The 13,561-nt window shown below is 64.4% G+C and carries 10 protein-coding genes; 6 read left to right on the top strand and 4 right to left on the bottom strand.

The features are described from left to right. Nucleotides 1–504: 504 nt before the first annotated feature. Both NLY42_RS10105 and NLY42_RS10100 read right to left on the bottom strand, forming a co-directional pair. Nucleotides 505–1,635, bottom strand: coding sequence for a patatin-like phospholipase family protein (locus NLY42_RS10105; protein ID WP_023754115.1), 1,131 nt, complete (start codon nt 1,633–1,635; stop codon nt 505–507). A gap of 385 nt (nt 1,636–2,020) precedes the next feature. Further along, the gene (locus NLY42_RS10100) at nt 2,021–3,109 is read right to left on the bottom strand and encodes a citrate synthase/methylcitrate synthase (RefSeq protein WP_286489134.1); all 1,089 of its coding nucleotides are present in this window, start codon (nt 3,107–3,109) and stop codon (nt 2,021–2,023) included. 93 nt (nt 3,110–3,202) lie between these two features. On the opposite strand from NLY42_RS10100, the gene NLY42_RS10095 reads away from it, so the two are divergent. Then, entirely contained in the window at nt 3,203–4,342 is a 1,140-nt protein-coding gene (locus NLY42_RS10095) for a citrate synthase (RefSeq protein ID WP_023754113.1), read from the top strand. On the opposite strand, the gene ftrA is transcribed toward NLY42_RS10095, so the two are convergent. After that, a complete protein-coding gene (ftrA, locus tag NLY42_RS10090) occupies nt 4,339–5,331 on the bottom strand; it encodes a transcriptional regulator FtrA (RefSeq protein ID WP_023754112.1) in 993 nt (330 codons plus the stop codon). The two genes, NLY42_RS10095 and ftrA, sit on opposite strands and share 4 nt — an antisense overlap. Before the next feature lie 89 nt (nt 5,332–5,420). Here ftrA and NLY42_RS10085 point away from each other — a divergent pair, with 89 nt between their 5' ends. Both NLY42_RS10085 and NLY42_RS10080 read left to right on the top strand, forming a co-directional pair. Further along, nucleotides 5,421–5,840, top strand: a complete 420-nt coding sequence (locus NLY42_RS10085; protein WP_023754111.1) for a rhodanese-like domain-containing protein — start codon at nt 5,421–5,423, stop codon at nt 5,838–5,840. A 50-nt stretch (nt 5,841–5,890) separates the two neighbouring features. Then, complete coding sequence (locus tag NLY42_RS10080) at nt 5,891–6,346, top strand: GNAT family N-acetyltransferase (RefSeq protein WP_031244794.1); 456 nt, start codon at nt 5,891–5,893, stop codon at nt 6,344–6,346. Nucleotides 6,347–6,391: 45 nt separating this feature from the next. On the opposite strand, the gene phaR is transcribed toward NLY42_RS10080, so the two are convergent. Then, nucleotides 6,392–7,006, bottom strand: a complete 615-nt coding sequence (gene phaR / locus NLY42_RS10075; RefSeq protein ID WP_023754109.1) for a polyhydroxyalkanoate synthesis repressor PhaR — start codon at nt 7,004–7,006, stop codon at nt 6,392–6,394. A 302-nt stretch (nt 7,007–7,308) separates the two neighbouring features. Between phaR and NLY42_RS10070 the strand changes: the two genes are divergently transcribed. From NLY42_RS10070 to NLY42_RS10060, 3 genes are all read left to right on the top strand, one after another. After that, nucleotides 7,309–8,493, top strand: a complete 1,185-nt coding sequence (locus NLY42_RS10070; protein WP_023754107.1) for an acetyl-CoA C-acetyltransferase — start codon at nt 7,309–7,311, stop codon at nt 8,491–8,493. 129 nt (nt 8,494–8,622) lie between these two features. After that, entirely contained in the window at nt 8,623–9,348 is a 726-nt protein-coding gene (gene phbB, locus NLY42_RS10065; protein WP_023698448.1) for an acetoacetyl-CoA reductase, read from the top strand. 693 nt (nt 9,349–10,041) lie between these two features. Continuing rightward, nucleotides 10,042–13,542: a helicase-related protein gene (locus NLY42_RS10060; protein WP_286489252.1), complete on the top strand. Its 3,501-nt coding sequence runs from the start codon at nt 10,042–10,044 to the stop codon at nt 13,540–13,542. Nucleotides 13,543–13,561 lie beyond the last annotated feature (19 nt).

The following is a 13,561-nucleotide window of genomic DNA, read 5'->3' as shown; positions in this document are numbered from 1 at the left end:
GGGGTTCGGCCAAGTCGTTATCCAACAGGGTGTCCGTCGTCTAACAGCTACCGTGTCTTCCAACTCGGGCGCGTCGCCGATATGGGTGCGCGCCAGGCCGTGTTCAATTTGCCGTGAACGGCGAAGCCGCGCTTCTACATCAAAGTTGCATCGCAATACAGTCGAAAAGTTGCAGGAACATTGTGCCAGGCGATGTAGTGTGGCCAACGAGAAACGGTTTTGTCGGCGCCCCGTCATTCGACGGAACCGCAGCCCCGGCGCCGCACGGATGCTGGAGCCGACTTGTTTTCAAGGCGTTACGAGCGCTGACATCACCCTGTGCCCCCACTAGTTTTTGACGCTCAAATGTGGGCGCGACCTGCGTAGCCACTCAGTGAATGGCAGCAGGCGTCAGTATGATTTTGTATACCGTCACACGCAACGGTTGTTCCGGGACGGAAAGTCATCGGCGCTACTCCGATTTGCCGAACACTTCGCTGATCGTCTTGATCGATCCGGGCGGACTCAGGCCCGCCGGCGTTCCGCCTCCGGCTTCTTGCGGGCGGCGAGGAATTCCTTCACCCGCCGTCCCGGTGCCGGCCCGCGCACCGGTTTGAAGCCGTCATCGAGTTCGCCGGAAAGATCGAGCGTCGGCCGCTTGCCGACGGCGTCGTAATTCTCCTCCAGCCAGTCGCTCGCCGCTATGCGGCCAAGGTCACGCAAATAGGTCAAAAAAGCCCATTCGGCGTTGACCTTGGACGACGCCGACAGATCCTTGAACGCCTCGTCGGCATCGATGCGGTGCATGCGGATGTCGCGGTATTCGCCACGCGGCAGCCGGCCGGCGGCGATCAGCTCCTTGACGAAGGCGATCGAGCGGAATTCGTTCAGCAGCCCGGCGTTGAAGGTGATCTCGTCGATGCGGTTCTGGATCTCGTTGGCGCTTTTCGGCGTGCCTTCGCGCACCACCGGATTGATCTGCACCAGCAGCACATCCTCCGTCGCCGCCGTCTTGAAGAACGGAAACAGCGCCGGATTGCCGCCATAGCCGCCATCCCAATAAGGCACGCCCTTGATCTCGACGGCGCGGAACAATTGCGGCAGGCAGGCCGAGGCCATCACCGTGTCGAGGTCGATCTCGCCGTCGGAAAAGACGCGCAGCTGGCCGGTCTCGACATTGGTCGCCGAAATGAACAGCTCCATCGACTTGCAGGCGTGAACATTTTTGAAATCGATCTCCTGCTCGACCACGTCGCGCAGCGGGTTCAAGCCCAGCGGATTGGCGACATAGGGCGAAAACACTCGGGACATGGTGTCGAAGAAGAAATAGCCGGGGGTGTTCTCGATCGACCAGTTGCCCCAGGCGACGTCCCACGGCATGCGCTGCACCGGGCTGAAGCGGCCCTTGGCCGCCACCGCGCGCCAGAAGTCGTCGAGCTTTTGCCGTGCACCCTCGACGCCGCGGCGCACAAAACCATCGGCCAGCGCCACCGCATTCATCGCGCCGGCGCTGGTGCCGGACACGGCTGAAATGTCGAGCCTGCCATCCTCCAGCAGCCGGTCGAGTACGCCCCAGGAGAAAGCCCCGTGCGAGCCGCCTCCCTGCAGCGCAATGTTGATCTTCTTCGTTTCCTCCGCCTTGCCGTTTTTGGTCATGGCGTTCCTGTTCGGTTTGGTCACTGCTGCCTCATCCCGCCCGGGAATCGGGCGGGTTCGACTGCAGCGGACTTATATTGCAGTGCAGCATATAAGGGATGACCAAGGCAAGAACACGAACACGGTCGCGTGATCACATGAAATTTGGTCATGGGGAATGGCCCTCCACACCGAGGTCTTCGCCCTACGAATACCCCCACCCTTGATCCCTCCCCACAAGGGGGAGGGAGACTTGGTAGACGCTGATCTCAGCAAACCACTGACGTTTCGGCGGCGCGCGCCAGCTGCCCTCCCCCTTGTGGGGGTCCGAAGGACGGGCGAGACCCGTGGCTCGCCCCGGCAAGCTAGGGTGGGGTCCTCTTCGCAACAATCTGAACTTGGAACCTCAGGCCACGAGGTCCGGCACCGGCCCGATATAGCGCGACTGCGGCCGGATCAGCCGCCCCGTGGTCTGCTGTTCGCGCGCATGCGCGATCCAGCCGGCGACACGTCCGGCGGCAAAGACATTGCTGAACGCCTGTGGCGGAAAGCCAGCCGCCTCAAGCACAAGCGCGGTGTAGAACTCGACATTGGTCTGCAGCGAGCGCTGCGGCTTGGCGATCCGCAACACTTCGAGCGCCGTGTGCTCGACCTGTTCGGCGAAGGCCAGGCGGCGGCCGGCTTCGCCCTCGCTGCCGAGCTGCCGCACGACGGCTTTCAGTACATCGGCGCGCGGATCGCGCACGCGGTAGATACGATGGCCGAAACCCATGATGCGCTCGCCATGCGCGACCTTCTCGCGCAGCCAACCGGCCGCGTCGCCATGCGCCTGGATTGCATCGAGCATCTCGATCACCGGGCCGGGCGCGCCGCCGTGCAGCGGCCCCTTGAGCGCGCCGAGCCCGGCCAGCACCGACGATGTCAGCCCGGCCAGCGTCGATGCCACGACGCGGGTGGCGAAGGTCGAGGCGTTGAGGCCGTGATCGCAGACGGTCACCAGATAGGTGTCGAGTGCCCTTGCCAGCGCCGGCGACGGGATGGATCCCTCGAGCATCCTCAGCATGTCGGCGGCATGATCGGCCTTCGCGTCAGGTGCGATCGGCTGCTCGCCACGCGCCAGCCGCAGCAGAGCCGGCGTCAGCACGGCGGGCGCCGCGATCAGCCGCAAGGCGTCCGTCAGCGTCTCGCCATCCGGCAGCAGCGCCATGCCGGCGCGCATGGCGCTATAGATCTCAAGCGGTGCGAGCAGCGGCAGCGAGGGCGCAAGCCGCTCGAACACCTCGACGCGAGCCTTGCCCAGCCTCGCTGCCAGTTCGGCATCGCCGGGAAGGCCGTCGAAGAAGCCGTCGAGCAACAGGCGAACCACTTGCGCATAGCGCCAGCGTCCCGCCAATTCCGGCAGCGAATGACCGCGGATCGTCAGGCGGCCACCAAGGCCATCGACATCGGAGAGCACGGTCTCCGCCGCCACCACATCATCGAGCCCGTTCGCCATATCTCATCTCCTTGCAGCTTTTCTGCATGGGAGATAAGGGTTAGGCTGCGCCTCGATCAATCTTGATCAATATAATCAATGTATGGGCTAAAAATGTCCGAATGGCTGTCGCGGGAAGAGGCGCTGGAAAGGCTCAAGGTGCGGCCGCAGACGCTTTACGCCTATGTCAGCCGTGGCCGCATCGGCATGCGGCCGGATGAGAGCGACCCGCGCCGCAGCCAGTACCGCGCCGACGACATCGCCGCACTGGCGACCCGCCGGGCGCGCGGCCGCAGTCCCTCGGCCATCGCCGAGAGTGCGATCGCCTGGGGCGAACCCTCGATCGCAACAGCAATTTCGACCGTTCTGCACGGGAGCCTCATCTACCGAGGGCAAGACGCCGTTGCGCTCTCCAAATCGGCGACGCTGGAGGAAACCGCCGCTCTGCTGTGGGCCTCGGCCGAACCGGTGACGTTCAAAGCTCCGTCACCTGAAGCGCCTCATCCAGTCGGCCGCGCCTCGGCCTTTGCGCAGCTTGCCATGCTTGCAGGCCACGGGCGGCCTTCGCTAGGACGCAGCGCCGCCTCGCTGTGCACCGAGGCCGCGCGCACAGTCGGAGCGCTGGCGCAGTCGCTGGGCGCTGAAGCCGGCACAGCGCCCGTCCATAAGCGCCTGGCGCAGGGCTGGTCGGTGGATGATGCCGGCGCGGAAGCGATCCGCTGCGCCCTCGTCCTGCTCGCCGATCATGAACTCAACGCATCGACCTTCGCCGCCCGCGTCGCAGCGTCCACAGGCGCCTCGCCTGCCGCATGCCTGCTGGCCGGCCTGGCAACGCTGTCCGGCCCGCGCCACGGTGGCGCCGGCGAAGCGGTGATGCAACTGGCTGAAGATGCAGCAGCCCACGGCGCGGATGCGGCGATCCGGCGCTGGCTCGGCCATGATCGGCCCTTGCCGGCGTTCGGCCATCCGCTCTATCCCGACGGCGATCCCCGTGCCACCGCACTTCTGGAAGTCATCCCTGTCGACGAGACGCTGCAACAGCTGCAAAAAGCCGCCATGGCGGCGGTCGGTGCCCAGCCCAACATCGACTTCGCCCTGGCCGCACTAACGCGCGGCCTTGGCTTGCCGCGCGATGCACCGTTCCAGCTGTTTGCGCTCGGACGCAGTGTCGGCTGGGCCGCGCATATGGTCGAACAGATCATTAGCGGCAGCATCATCAGGCCGCGTGGCCGCTATGAGGAACGCGTGACTTAAGCCGACCTGGCCGTGTTCCCGAACCGCGCACGGTACGCGACGGGCGTCGTGGCGAACTGCTGACGAAAATGATGCCGCAGCGTGCCTGCCGCGCCAAAGCCGGCAGTCTCGGCAATCCGTTCGATCGGCATGGCGGTGTCTTCCAGCAGCGTGCGCGCCCGCGAAAGCCGTTCCGACAGCAGCCAGCGCGCCGGCGTGACGCCGGTTGCGGCCGCGAACCGGCGCAGGAACGTCCGCTCGCTCATACCGGCAAGCTCGGCCAAGATGGCGACGGGATAGTCGGCGGCAATATCGGCGCGCATCCTGTCGATCAACGGTCCAAGCCGGCTGCGCTCATGTGGCTCGGGAACGGAACTCTCGACATACTGCGCCTGGCCGCCGTCGCGATGCGGCGGCACCACCAGACGGCGCGCCACCATGTTTGCAGCCTTGGTGCCGAAGTCGCGCCGAACCAGATGCAGGCAAAGATCGATGCCCGCGGCACTGCCTGCCGATGTCAGCACATTGCCCTCATCAATGTACAAAACGTCCGGGATCACGGTGATGTCGGGGTACATCTCCGTCAGCTTCTCGCTGTAGCGCCAATGCGTGGTCGCCCTTTTGCCCGCAAGCAGGCCGGCGGCGGCAAGCACGAACACGCCCGAACAGATCGAAAGAATGCGAGAGCCGCGCTCGCTCGCCTTCCGCAGCGCCTCGATCAGCGCCGGCGGCACCGGAGCCTCCGACCCGCGCCATCCCGGTACGATCACCGTGCCGGCCTGGCCGATCAGATCGATCCCGCCGTCGGCAACAATACGCACGCCGCCCAGCGCGCGCATTTCACCGGTATCAATACCGGCAACCGCAAAACGGTACCAATCCTCACCCATTTCCGGCCGGGGCAAGGCGAAGATCTCAACCGCCACGCCAAACTCGAACGTGCACAGCCCGTCATAGGCAACGGCAACGACAAGAGGGTTGGCAGGGCGCGGATTGGCAGAGGATGGCATGATCTTGACGATATATGGCAAAGCTGCCAGCTGCAATCGCCCTGCTTCCTGTCTTATCTCTCCGTCGCATCAGCAATGGAGATACGAGGATGAGCCACGTGACAGACATTCCGGCGGCATCGCCGGATATCGCCCGCGACCATTTTCTGCGCCGGCTTTCCGTCGAGACCGACTGTTCCGACGTCGCCGCCGCAATGCGTGCCGGGGAGCCGGACTTTGTTCTCCTGCATGTGGTCGGTTCGGCGGAAGCCTATGGACGCCGCCATGTGCCGGGCGCGCTGCATCTGCCGCACCGCGAAATATCGGCCGGGCGGATGGTGCAATGGCCCGAAAAGACGCTGTTCGTCGTCTATTGCGCGGGACCGCATTGCAATGGCGCGGATCAGGCGGCCTTCAAGCTGGCCAGCCTCGGTCGTCCCGTGAAGATCATGATCGGCGGCATAACCGGTTGGCAGGACGAGGACCTTCCTTTCGCTTCAGGCAAGGAGCCCGGTGTCTTGCACGCGTGAGGCCACGCGATATGGTCGGCCTTGAAGACTGAGCAAGCATGCAGAAGGCGATGGTTAGAATTCGTCCATTCGAGCGCCAGGATGTCGGTGCGGTGCTCGCCCTCATGCGGGCGCTAGCTGTCTTCGAGGGTTATGACGACAAGCTTCGCGTCACCAAAGCGAACCTCATCGAGCACGGGCTGGGACCATCGCCCCGGTTCGGCGTGTTGGTGGCGGAGCAAGAGGGCGTGATCGTCGGCATCGCCGTCCACTACCTCATCCCCTGGACCTACGACCTGAAGCCGGTTGTCTGGCTGAAGGAACTCTACGTCACCGAAGCGACGCGCGGGATGGGGGTCGGCCATGCGCTTGTTGAACAGCTTCGCCAACACGCTTTGAGCATTGGCGCCTCCGCCATCAAATGGACGGTGCTGAAATCCAACTCGCCGGCCAAAGCCTTCTACCGCTCGCTCGACGGCCAGCCCGACGATATCTGGGAACCGTGGCAGCTGAAAATCGACCCGTGACAGCCGCCTCACCAAACTGAGGGCGGTCGCCCATGCGGCGGTCGCTTACGACATGGTGTCAAGCTTGCGCTGCATGGCGGCGATCTGTTGCTTCAGTTCCTGAAGGTCGTCGCCGCTCTTTTCCGGGCCATCCTTGCGGGCCGGCTCGGGTGCAGCCGCGGCCGCAGCATTTGTGGCGGCGGTCGGGAAGGGCGTGAACAGGCGCATCGCGTTCTGGAACATTTCCATGTTGCGGCGTGTCTGCTCTTCCAGCGCCTTGATCGGCGTGGCGATCTTCATCACATCCAGCGGCGACTTGCCGATCGCGCCCTTCATCTGCTCGCGGAACCGCTCCTGTTCCTTGGAGAAGGCCATCATCGACTGTTCGAGGAAGCTCGGCACGATCTGCTGCATCTGGTCGCCATAGAAAGCGATCAGCTGGCGCAGGAACGGGATCGGCAGCATGTTCTGCCCATCCTTGTTCTCCAGTTCGAAGATGATCTGCGTCAGCACCGGATGGGTAATGTCGTCACCGGTCTTGGCGTCCTGGACGGTGAACTCCTCGCCCTTCTTTACCATCTCGGCCAGATCCTCGAGCGTGACATAGGTGCTGGTGCCGGTGTTGTAGAGCCGGCGATTGGCATATTTCTTGATAATGATAGGGTCGTCTTTCGCGGCCATCAGCATCCTCCCGGGACACCGGCGCGCCTGAGTAAGCCGCCGGTAACGATTGCGCCATTTTTAAGGATATGCGCAAAAGCTCTATAATTCCAAGCGCTTTGTGCAGTGCGGCATCATTTATTGCTGCATGGCCGGCCAATTATGCTGCGCAGCAAAGGTTGGGCGATCCCGCCGGCCGCCCGCGCCCTGCTTGCGGCGCTTGGCCGGCATGCCCATTTCCGGTTTGACTTGGGGTGTGGAACGGGCAAGAAAAGTCCCAACAAGCCCCCAAGAACACGACACCTCGAAGTCTGGAGAGAAAAATGTCCGCTTCCAATTCAATCGTCGTTGCCAGCGCCGCACGCACGGCTGTCGGCTCTTTCAACGGCGCCTTCGCCGCCACCCCGGCGCATGAACTTGGCGCCGTCGTCATCAGGGAGCTTTTGGCGCGCGCCGGCGTCGAGCCGGGTGAAGTCGACGAGGTCATTCTCGGCCAGGTGCTGACCGCCGCGCAGGGCCAGAACCCCGCCCGCCAGGCGTCGATCAATGCCGGCCTGCCCAAGGAGACCACCGCCTGGGGGCTTAACCAGGTTTGCGGCTCTGGCCTGCGCGCCATCGCGCTCGGCATGCAGCAGATCGCCGCCGGCGACGCCACCGTGATCATCGCCGGCGGCCAGGAATCAATGTCGCTGTCGCCGCACGCCGAGCACCTGCGCGCCGGCGTCAAGATGGGCGACTACAAGATGATCGATACCATGATCAAGGACGGGTTGTGGGACGCCTTCAACGGCTACCACATGGGCAACACCGCCGAGAACGTCGCCCGCCAGTTCCAGATCACCCGCGACGACCAGGACCAGTTTGCGCTGGCCTCGCAAAACAAGGCCGAGACCGCGCAGAAGGCCGGCAAGTTCAAGGACGAGATCGTCGCCTTCACGATCAAGGGCAGGAAGGGCGACACTGTCGTCGACCAGGACGAGTACATCCGCCACGGCGCCACCATCGACGCCATGTCCAAGCTGAAGCCGGCTTTCGACAAGGACGGCACCGTGACCGCCGCCAACGCGTCGGGCATCAATGACGGCGCCGCCGGCGCGCTGCTGATGAGCGAGGCTGAAGCCACAAGGCGCGGCATCACCCCGCTGGTGCGCATCGCCTCATGGGCGACGGCCGGCGTCGATCCGGCGATCATGGGCACCGGACCTATTCCCGCCTCGAAGCGGGCGCTCGAGAAGGCCGGCTGGTCGGTCAAGGACCTCGACCTTGTCGAGGCCAATGAAGCCTTCGCCGCGCAGGCCTGCGCCGTCAACAAGGGCATGGGCTGGGATACGTCGATCGTCAACGTCAATGGCGGCGCCATCGCCATCGGCCATCCGATCGGCGCGTCGGGCGCCCGCGTCTTCAACACGCTGGTTTTCGAGATGCGCCGCCGCGGCGCCAAGAAGGGCCTTGCCACGCTGTGCATCGGCGGCGGCATGGGCGTCGCTCTGTGCGTGGAAGCGCTGTGAAAGAGAAGTGAGTAGTGAATAGGGAGTAGTGAATGGGGAAGAAGGAGCAGCGCGGCGGGATATCGATCCCTACTCGCTACTCCCTACTCCCTATTCCCTTCTTCCGACCAAAGGGAGGAAGAACTTTCAATGACCAAAGTAGCGCTCGTCACCGGTGGATCGCGCGGCATCGGCGCCGCCATATCGATCGGCCTGAAGAATGCCGGTTACACCGTTGCAGCCAACTATGCCGGCAATGACGAGGCAGCGGGGAAGTTCAGCGCACAAACCGGCATCAAGGCCTACAAATGGTCGGTCGCCGACTACGACGCCTGTGCCGCCGGAATCAAACAGGTCGAGGCCGATCTCGGCCCGGTCTCGGTGCTGGTCAACAATGCCGGCATTACCCGCGACGCCATGTTCCACAAGCTCACGCGCGAGCAGTGGAAGGAAGTCATCGACACCAATCTGTCTGGGGTCTTCAACATGACGCATCCGCTGTGGGGCGGCATGCGCGACCGCAAATTCGGCCGCGTCATCACCATTTCCTCCATCAACGGCCAGAAAGGCCAGGCCGGCCAAGTCAACTATTCCGCCGCAAAGGCCGGCGACATCGGCTTCTCGAAGGCGCTGGCGCAGGAGGGCGCGCGCGCGGGCATCACAGTCAATGTCATCTGCCCCGGCTACATCGCCACCGAGATGGTCAAGGCGATCGACGAGAAGGTGCTGAATGAACGCATCATCCCGCAGATTCCGGTCGGCCGCCTCGGCGAACCGGAAGAGATCGCGCGTTGCGTCGTCTTCCTCGCTTCCGAAGACGCCGGCTTCATCACCGGTTCGACCATCACAGCCAATGGCGGCCAGTATTTCGCCTGAACGACAGCATTTCGCCCGGTAGGACGGGCCGGCTTATGGCCCGTTTTTTCATCGCCGGCCGGCGATGTTCCCGGGCTGCGCGCGAGACATTGACCCGTTCCGGCACGCGAAGATTAACGATTTCCAGGCGCCCTGTGCAAACCCGGTTCGCAAGCTGTGAATTCTCGGTGGGCAAGCTGTGGATAACACAACATGTTGGGGTGAACAAACCAGGAAAATCCCGCCATCGCTGATTCGTCACCCATTCGTTCCGGCTTTGAGCGGAACGTTAACGACCAAGGCCGAAAACCACCGGAAACTGGTTAAGGCCGATTAAGAAAATTCAACAATTTCATAATGTTGGCCGAGGCGTATCGGATCACGACGATGCCCCACCGGCAAAGGTTAACGCCAATGGTCGCCTTGCAGGAATCGGGCCAGTTTCCGCGATTCAGCATATGGTGAGACTCAGGCTCGCAAAATCCACATGTAGCCGTGAACAAAAGCTGAATCTACCGGAGTCACTGATTCGTCGCCGATTCGTTCCAGACTCGTTCCAACTGTTAATTGAGACCTCAAAGACGAACCGTGGGATTGCCGGCCGGAACATTCCGCTTTCGCTTCGCGCCTGAAATCCCTATGTGTCGCCTGTCATACGCGCCACGCGAGGCGCGCTCCCGACAACACGATGCAGAAAGCCTCATCTCCAGGCCGATGAACATCCAGCCGAAACACACCGAGCCGCTGATCCTGTCGGGCCGCGACGTGACTGCCGTGCTGGGTCCGACCAACACCGGCAAGACCCATCTCGCCATCGAGCGCATGGTGGCGCATGAGAGCGGCATTATCGGCCTGCCGCTCCGCCTTCTGGCGCGCGAGGTCTATGCCCGCGTCTGCGAAAAGGTCGGCGCCCACAAGGTGGCGCTCATCACCGGCGAGGAAAAAATCCAGCCGCCCGGCGCGAAATATTCGGTCTGCACCGTCGAAGCCATGCCGCGCGAGACCGACGTTGCCTTCGTCGCCATCGACGAGGTGCAGCTCGCCGGCGACCTCGAGCGCGGCCACATCTTCACCGACCGTATCCTGCACCTACGCGGCCGCCAGGAAACGCTGCTGCTCGGCGCGGCCACCATGCATGGCATCCTGCAAAAGCTGCTGAGAGGCGTCTCGGTGGTGACGCGCCCTCGCCTGTCGCACCTGGCCTATGCCGGTTCGAAGAAATTGACCCGCCTGCCGCGGCGTACGGCCATCGTCGCCTTCTCCGCCGACGAGGTCTATGCCATCGCTGAGCTGATCCGCCGCCAGCAAGGAGGAGCGGCGGTCGTGCTCGGCGCGCTGTCGCCCCGCACCCGCAACGCCCAGGTGGCAATGTTCCAGGCAGGCGACGTCGACTATCTCGTCGCCACCGACGCCATCGGCATGGGCCTCAACCTTGATCTCGATCATGTCGCCTTCGCCCAGAACCGCAAATTCGACGGCTACCAGTACCGCAACCTGACGGCGGCCGAGCTCGGCCAGATCGCCGGCCGCGCCGGCCGGCATCTGCGCGACGGCACCTTCGGCGTCACCGGCCAGGTCGATCCGCTGGACGAGGAACTGGTCAAGCGCATCGAGGGGCACGAGTTCGATCCGGTGAAGGTGCTGCAATGGCGCACCGCGCATTTCGACTTCGCCAGCCTCGACGCGCTGAAGCGCTCGATCGAGGCCAACGCGCCGGTCGAAGGCCTGACGCGCGCGCTGCCGGCGGTCGATGCGCAGGCGCTCGAACATCTCTCCCGCGACGAGGACATCCGCGCGCTGGCTACCAATGCCAAGCGCGTCGCGCTGCTGTGGGAAGCCTGCGCGTTGCCGGACTACCGCAAGATCGCGCCGGCCCAGCACTCCGACCTGATCGCTTCTATCTACACCGACCTCGCCAAACACGGCCATGTCGACGAGAACTACATGGCCGAGCAGGTGCGCCGCGCCGACACCACCGAAGGCGATATCGACACGCTGTCGCACAGAATTGCCCAGATACGCACCTGGACATTCGTGTCCAACCGGCCGGGCTGGCTGGCCGATCAGGCACACTGGCGGGAAAAGACGCGCGAAATCGAAGACAGATTGTCGGATGCGCTGCATGAGCGGTTGACGAAACGGTTTGTAGACCGCAGGACTTCCGTCCTCATGCGGCGCCTTAGAGAAAATACAATGCCTGAAGCCGAAATCAGTCCTACCGGAACCGTCCTTGTCGAAGGCCATCATGTCGGCGAGTTGCAAGGGTTCCGCTTCACCGCCGATCAGAGCGCCGGCGGCGAAGACGCCAAGGCCGTGCGTACGGCAGCGCAAAAAGCGCTGGCCGCCGAGTTCGAGGCGCGTGCCGAACGCTTCGGCGCCTGCGCCAATGGCGACCTTGCGCTCGGCTCCGACGGCACGCTGCGCTGGATCGGCGCGCCGATCGGCACGCTGGTTGCCGGCGAGGACGCGCTGAAGCCGCGCCTGGTGCTTTTGGCCGACGAGCAGTTGACCGGTCCCGCCCGCGACAAGGTCGCCGCGCGCGCCGAGCGCTTCGTCAATTTCCAGATCGAATCCTTGCTGAAGCCGCTGGTCGACTTGAAGAATGCCGAGCAGATCGCCGGCATCGGCCGTGGCATCGCCTTCCAGCTCGTCGAGCATTTCGGCCTCATCAACCGCCGCGACATCGCCGAGGAAATGAAGTCGCTCGATCAGGAGGGTCGCGCCGCCTTGCGCCGGCTCGGTGTGCGCTTCGGCGCCTACCACGTCTTCGTGCCGGCGCTGATCAAGCCGGCGCCCGCCGGACTGATTACGCTGTTGTGGGCGCTGAAGAACGACGGCAAGGACAAGCCGGGCTTTGGCGACGTGGTGCACGCCCTGGCTTCCGGCCGCACCTCGGTGGTCATCGATCCTGCTTTCGACAAGAGCTTCTACAAGCTTGCCGGATACCGCAATCTCGGCCGCCGCGCCGTGCGCATCGACATTCTGGAACGGCTGGCCGACCTGATCCGGCCTGCGACCAACTGGAAGCCCGGTCTGGGACAGCGCCCGGACGGCGCCTATGACGGCCAGTCCTTCATGGTGACGCCGCCGATGATGTCCATCCTCGGCGCCACCGCCGACGACATGGAAGAGATCCTGAAAGGCCTCGGCTACCGCGCCGAGCCGAAGCCGCCCGCAGAGGTGAAGGCGCGGCTGGAAGCGCAGGACAATGCCGCGCGCGAAGCCGCGGCGGCAAAGCTGGCGGAAGCGGCAGCGAAGGCCGAGCAGGCCCAGACGGCGGAAGCCGCTGCAGGCGAAGCTGTCGCTGAAGCGCCGACCGACAGTTCGGAGCCGGATGCGGCTTCCGCCACTGAGGTTGCGGCTGAGGAGCCCGTTGCCGAAGTCGCATCGGAGGCTGTTGCAGACGCTCAGCCGGAAGCGCCTGCCGATGGTTCGGAGCCAGCTGCGGCCGTTGAAGCTACCGCCGAGGTCCCAGCCATCGACGAAACAACTGCAGAGCCTGCAGCGCAAGAACACGCTCCGGCCGTTGCAGAGGCTGACGACACTGTCACCGAAAGCGCCGACGCTTTTACCTCCCCCTCGATGGGGGAGGTCGCGGCGCGAAGCGACGCGGGTGGGGGTGACAGCGCTGACGAAACCGATAGTGCAGACCGCGTAGCCGATGCAGGTGCAACCACCGACGCCGGCGCTGCCCCCACCCCGGCGCTGCGCGCCGACCCTCCCCACGAGGGGGAGGGTGGAAGCGCCGAGGCCGAAGCCCCAAAGCCCATCTTGTTGTGGCGCCAGGGCCGTTTCGAACAGCGCCCGCGCCATCGGCAAGACAACCGCAGAGACAATCGCCCGCGCAACGGCCAGGCTGCCCGCACGGATGCACCCGCGGATGCCGCCGGCGGACAGCCCGCAACGGGCGAGCGGCCGGCCTACCAAGGCCGGCGCGACCAGCGCGACGGTGCCGCCAAGCCACGCTTCGACCGTTCGAAGTTCAAGCCCAAGCCGCAGGCCGAGGGCGAACAGCGCCGCGACGGCAAGCCGCAAGGCGAGCGTCCGCGCGAGGGCCGGCCTGACTGGAAAGGCGGCAGGCCGGAAGGCAAAGGCGGACCGCAAGGCGCCAAGCCGGCTTTCCAGGCCAAGCCACGCGAGGAACGCCCGGCGCGCTTCGATCCGGACTCGCCCTTCGCCAAGCTCGCCGCCTTGCGCGACCAGCTGAAGAAGTAGGCTCTGAGCATGATCCCGA

It is taken from the genome of Mesorhizobium sp. C372A (genome assembly GCF_030323245.1).
Classification (GTDB): Bacteria; Pseudomonadota; Alphaproteobacteria; order Rhizobiales; family Rhizobiaceae; genus Mesorhizobium.
Note: the sequence above shows the minus strand (reverse complement) of the source record. Positions and strands in the feature narration are given on the sequence as shown.

Excerpts from the sequence above, each read along its gene's own strand:
- phbB (WP_023698448.1), top strand. The coding sequence starts at position 8,623 with ATGACCAAAGTAGCGCTCGTCACCGGTGGATCGCGCGGCATCGGCGCC.
- NLY42_RS10085 (WP_023754111.1), top strand. The coding sequence starts at position 5,421 with ATGAGCCACGTGACAGACATTCCGGCGGCATCGCCGGATATCGCCCGC.
- NLY42_RS10105 (WP_023754115.1), bottom strand. The coding sequence starts at position 1,635 with ATGACCAAAAACGGCAAGGCGGAGGAAACGAAGAAGATCAACATTGCG.
- NLY42_RS10060 (WP_286489252.1), top strand. The coding sequence starts at position 10,042 with ATGAACATCCAGCCGAAACACACCGAGCCGCTGATCCTGTCGGGCCGC.
- NLY42_RS10100 (WP_286489134.1), bottom strand. The coding sequence starts at position 3,109 with ATGGCGAACGGGCTCGATGATGTGGTGGCGGCGGAGACCGTGCTCTCC.
- NLY42_RS10080 (WP_031244794.1), top strand. The coding sequence starts at position 5,891 with ATGGTTAGAATTCGTCCATTCGAGCGCCAGGATGTCGGTGCGGTGCTC.
- NLY42_RS10070 (WP_023754107.1), top strand. The coding sequence starts at position 7,309 with ATGTCCGCTTCCAATTCAATCGTCGTTGCCAGCGCCGCACGCACGGCT.
- phaR (WP_023754109.1), bottom strand. The coding sequence starts at position 7,006 with ATGGCCGCGAAAGACGACCCTATCATTATCAAGAAATATGCCAATCGC.
- ftrA (WP_023754112.1), bottom strand. The coding sequence starts at position 5,331 with ATGCCATCCTCTGCCAATCCGCGCCCTGCCAACCCTCTTGTCGTTGCC.
- NLY42_RS10095 (WP_023754113.1), top strand. The coding sequence starts at position 3,203 with ATGTCCGAATGGCTGTCGCGGGAAGAGGCGCTGGAAAGGCTCAAGGTG.